The sequence below is a fragment of the Ilumatobacter sp. genome (assembly GCF_049588435.1).
Lineage (GTDB): Bacteria > Actinomycetota > Acidimicrobiia > Acidimicrobiales > Ilumatobacteraceae > Ilumatobacter_A.
In genome coordinates this window covers 1-4,365 of the sequence record NZ_JBAVYV010000264.1, presented here as the reverse complement: position 1 = coordinate 4,365, position 4,365 = coordinate 1, and the positions used below count along the sequence as shown (strand labels likewise).

Here is a 4,365-nt window from a genome sequence, read left to right as displayed (position 1 = left end):
GTGGGACGCGGCGGTGCCCGAACGATTGGCGATCGTGCTCGGCGCCGAAGGCCCCGGCCTGACAGCGGCCGTGCTCGAGCGCGCGACCCGGCGCGTCAAGATTCCGATCAGTTCGAAGGTCGACTCGTTGAACGTGGGCCACGCGGCGGCGATCACCCTCGCCGCGATCTCACGCGACTGACGTTCTCGTCGCGCGTCGACCCGGGTGCCGGGTCGAATCGCGCCGGGATAGGTTCCGACGATGGACTCACGGGAGCCGAGCGCGCAGGACGGGACGCGCCGTCGGCTGCTCGAGACGCTCGCTGCGCTCCGCGATGTGATCTCGGCGCCGGAGATGCTCGCCGAACTCGACGCCGACGAGCGGGCGGACTTCCTGAACGCCGCCGGCGATGTCTTCTGTGCCGACCCGGAGATTCGTCGCAGGCGGACCAAGCTGCTCCAGCAACGACGCCGCAGTGAGCGACTGGAACGTGACGAGGCGACCCTCGACGAGACGGGGATCAGGTCGCTCCGCGCCAAGCCGGTGTTCACCACGCCCGACGTCTTCGCCCCTCGACACTTCGACCAGTTCGACGTCGACGATGATCCGGACGACCCACCGTTCCGCGAGACGCTCGAACCACAGCACTGCTACATCTGCAAGGTCCGCTACCAGGAGGTTCACCACTTCTACGACCAGCTGTGTCCGTCGTGTGCGGAGTTCAACTTCGCCAAACGCGGTGAACTCGCCGACATGTCGGGCATGGTCGTGCTGCTCACCGGTGGACGGGTGAAGATCGGCTATCAGGCCGGAATCAAACTGCTGCGCTGCGGCGCCGAACTGATCGTCGTCACCCGATTCGCACGCGACGCGGCCGAGAGATACGCCGCCGAACCCGATTTCGTCGAGTGGGGTGACCGTCTGGAGATCTTCGGACTCGACCTGCGCCACACCCCGAGCGTCGAAGCGTTCTGCGCGCACGTCTCATCCACGCGGACCCGTCTCGACGCGATCATCAACAACGCGTGTCAAACCGTGCGCCGACCACCCGGGTTCTACGAACACATGATGGAGAACGAGACCGCCGCGCTCGGCTCGCTTCCCGATCACGTGCTCCAGTTGGTCGGTTCGTACGAGGTGCTCCGCGCGGGTGAGCGGGCGCTCGCCCCCATCGCGGTGTCCGACGACGTGGCGCGACCAGCGGAGCCGTCCGACGTGCCCGGGCTCGCGAACGCCGCCGTGCTGTCGCAGACCGTGTTGCTTCCGGAGGATCGACCGACTGTCGACACGCTGTTCCCGGCCGGTCAGCTCGACCAGGATCTCCAGCAGGTCGATCTGCGCGGGCGGAACTCGTGGCGGCTTCAACTCCACGAGGTGTCGTCGGTGGAGCTGCTCGAGACGCAGCTCGTCAATGCGGTTGCACCGTTCGTCCTCAACGCCCGGCTGAAACCGTTGATGGAAGCCACACCGGGCGGCCACAAGCACATCGTCAACGTCTCGGCGGTCGAGGGCCAGTTCTACCGGCCGCGCAAGACGACCAAACACCCCCACACCAACATGGCCAAGGCCGCGCTGAACATGATGACTCGGACGTCAGCGACCGACTATCACGACTCTGGAATCAACATGAACAGCGTCGACACGGGTTGGGTGAGCGACGAGGATCCCGTGGCGGTTGCAGCCGCCAAGACATCCGAGCACCGGTTCCATCCGCCGCTCGACATCGTCGACGGTGCTGCGCGCATCGTCGACCCGATCGTCGACGGGCTGAACACCGGCACTCATGTCTGGGGCCAGTTCCTCAAGGACTACGCACCCACGGATTGGTAGCGCTGCCCCGCTTCTCGTGGCACGGCCCGAACAGGATCGTTACCCTTGGCTCCATCACGCCGGACATTCCGCGCCGAACGCGGTCAGGCGGAACCAGGGGGTCCCGATGCCAGTCACGCCGAAGTACCCGGGTGTCTACATCCAGGAGGCGCCGAGTACGAGCCACGTCATCGGTGGCGACCCCACCTCCAACACGGCATTCGTGGATGTGTTCGAGCGAGGACCGGCGAACGTGCCGCAGAAGATCTCCGGCTGGCGTGAGTTCGAGTCCATGTTCGGCGGGTTCGACCGCGCGAGCAGGGCGAGCTACGGCATCTCTCAGTTCTTTCTGAATGGCGGTTCCACCGCCTACGTCGTGCGCATCACAGGTGACCGGGCGGTCTCGGCCACGGTCGAGCTGAAGGAGGTCGGGCTCACGGCCAACGGTCCCGGCACCTGGGGCAACCAGATCGAAGCAGCCACTCAACCGAACACGCACGACCCAGGTCTCTTCGACCTGGCGATCCGCGAACTGTCGCGGTCGTCCCCGTCTCCCACGGTCGTCACGTCCGAGATCTACTCCGGTCTGAGTACCGATCCCGAGCACCCGAACTTCGTCACCGATGTCCTTTACCACCAGTCCGCACTGGTGCGTACACACGGCCCGGTGAAGATCGTGACCGCTCGATCGTCGAGGACCAGAGCAGCGCCTCACGACGTCACCGACCCGGGGAACGTCAGCGATCCGACCGACGCGAGGTTTGCGGCGAATCGTTTCACGGGTGGCGTCGACGACCTCTCGATCTCCGGACGCGGCGCCCTCGGCGACCCCGGTGATCCGGAGGTCGATCGAGCGCCGACGGGGTACTACACGCTGCCGTCGATCGCACCGTCGGTGTTCAACATCTTGTGCCTGCCGGCGATGGCGGCGTTCGACGCCGACGCGTGGGCTGACGCATATCTGGATGCGTCATCGTTCTGTGAGACGCATCGGGCGTTCTTCATCGTCGATGTGCCCCAGGCGGTGATCGACAGCTCGAAGGACACCTCCGTTCAGGTCGACGACGTCGAACGATGGTTCCTGGGACTCGGGTCCACGTCCGACCACAGCGCGGTCTACTTCCCGCGGATCGAGATTCCGGACCCGGCGAGATCCGGTGGGCCGTCCATGGAGACCGAGGTGTCGGGCACTCTGGCAGGGATCTACGCAAGAACGGACTCGTCGCGCGGCGTGTGGAAGGCCCCGGCGGGGAACGCGGCCGCACTGGTTGACGCGGTCGGGGTGACCGCCAAGATCGACGACGCCGACAACGGGAGACTGAACCCGCTCGGGATCAACGTGATTCGCGAGTTCCCACTCATCGGCACGGTGAGTTGGGGCGCGCGGACGATGGCCGGCGGGGACCTCCTGCAGAGCCAGTGGAAGTACGTCAGCGTGCGCCGAACCGCGCTGTACATCGAAGCCAGCCTGGCCCGAGGAACCAACTGGGCAGTGTTCGAGCCCAATGACGAGGCACTGTGGGCGTCATTGCGGTTGTCCGTGGGTTCGTTCATGGATTCGCTCTACAAGCAGGGCGCGCTCGCAGGATCGTCGGCGAAGGATGCCTACTTCGTCGCATGTGACGCCACGACGACCACACCAGCCGATCAGGCCGCCGGCCGGGTGAACATCGATGTGGGTTGTGCTCCGCTGTATCCGGCGGAGTTCGTGGTCATCAGGATCTCCCAGATCACCGATCGGTGAGCGGAAGGAGCGTTTGAGGCGGAATGTAGGGTCGCGCGCTTGGGAGCTCAGTCGTCTCCAATTCGTGCACTTGCCGCCAACCGAATGCTCCGGAGGGAAGGGGCGGCGCTCGCCCTGTATCGGATGGCGGAGTTCGGGCCGTGGGTGGCGATGTTGGTGTACGCGTACTCGCAAGGGGGTGCGACGGCGACCGGCGTCGTGTCGCTCGCCCTGCTCATCCCGACCGCGCTGCTCGCTCCGTTTGCCGGTCCGCTGATCGATCGGTTCGGTGCGACCCGAGTCCTCGTCGGTGCGTATGGGGCGCAGGCACTCGTCATGGGCGTCGCCGCTGCAGCGCTGCTCTCGGGGGCGCCACCCGTCGTCACCTATGCCCTCGGTTCTGCGACGTCCGTGTTGCTGGTGATCACGCACCCGGCCCATGCAGTGGCGTCGCCGGGGATCGCTCGGACAGCCGATCAGTTGGTTGCGTTGAACGCGATCACCGGGTGGATCTTGAGCATTGGTCTGTTTCTCGCGCCGGCGTGCGCAGGGCTGATCCTCGCGGTTTCGACACCGGGTGCCGTCTACGCGGCCGGATCCGGATGCCTCGTCATCGCTGCCCTGCTCGTGCTCCCGCTGCGCGATCTCGTACCGCCGCTCGCTCCGGTCGGTCACGCGGGAGACGGAGCGTTCCGGCAACTCGAAGAAGGCGCGCGGGCGCTCGCCCGCTCGAGCGCGCCCAGGGAGGTTGTCATCGCTCTCAGCGCCACGTTCCTGCTCGTCGGGGCGTTCGATGTGCTCGTGGTCGTCCTCGCCGTCGGGTCACTCGGAATCGGAGGTTCCGGTGCGGCGT

The 4,365-nt window shown here is 66.2% G+C and carries 4 protein-coding genes; all 4 read left to right on the top strand.

Annotation, left to right across the window (positions count from 1 at the left end; genetic code table 11):
* A partial coding sequence (locus WBV89_RS10385) for a TrmH family RNA methyltransferase (protein ID WP_423981270.1) occupies window positions 1-181 on the top strand: 181 nt, incomplete at its 5' end.
* A 60-nt stretch (window positions 182-241) separates the two neighbouring features.
* Window positions 242-1,810, top strand: a complete 1,569-nt coding sequence (locus tag WBV89_RS10380) for an SDR family NAD(P)-dependent oxidoreductase (RefSeq protein WP_423981269.1) — start codon at window positions 242-244, stop codon at window positions 1,808-1,810.
* Between the two features lie 106 nt (window positions 1,811-1,916).
* Window positions 1,917-3,533, top strand: a complete 1,617-nt coding sequence (locus WBV89_RS10375; RefSeq protein WP_423981268.1) for a phage tail sheath family protein — start codon at window positions 1,917-1,919, stop codon at window positions 3,531-3,533.
* An 84-nt stretch (window positions 3,534-3,617) separates the two neighbouring features.
* On the top strand, window positions 3,618-4,365 hold a 748-nt coding region (locus WBV89_RS10370), incomplete at its 3' end, for an MFS transporter (protein WP_423981267.1).

Excerpts from the sequence above, each read along its gene's own strand:
- WBV89_RS10380 (WP_423981269.1), top strand. The coding sequence starts at position 242 with ATGGACTCACGGGAGCCGAGCGCGCAGGACGGGACGCGCCGTCGGCTG.
- WBV89_RS10375 (WP_423981268.1), top strand. The coding sequence starts at position 1,917 with ATGCCAGTCACGCCGAAGTACCCGGGTGTCTACATCCAGGAGGCGCCG.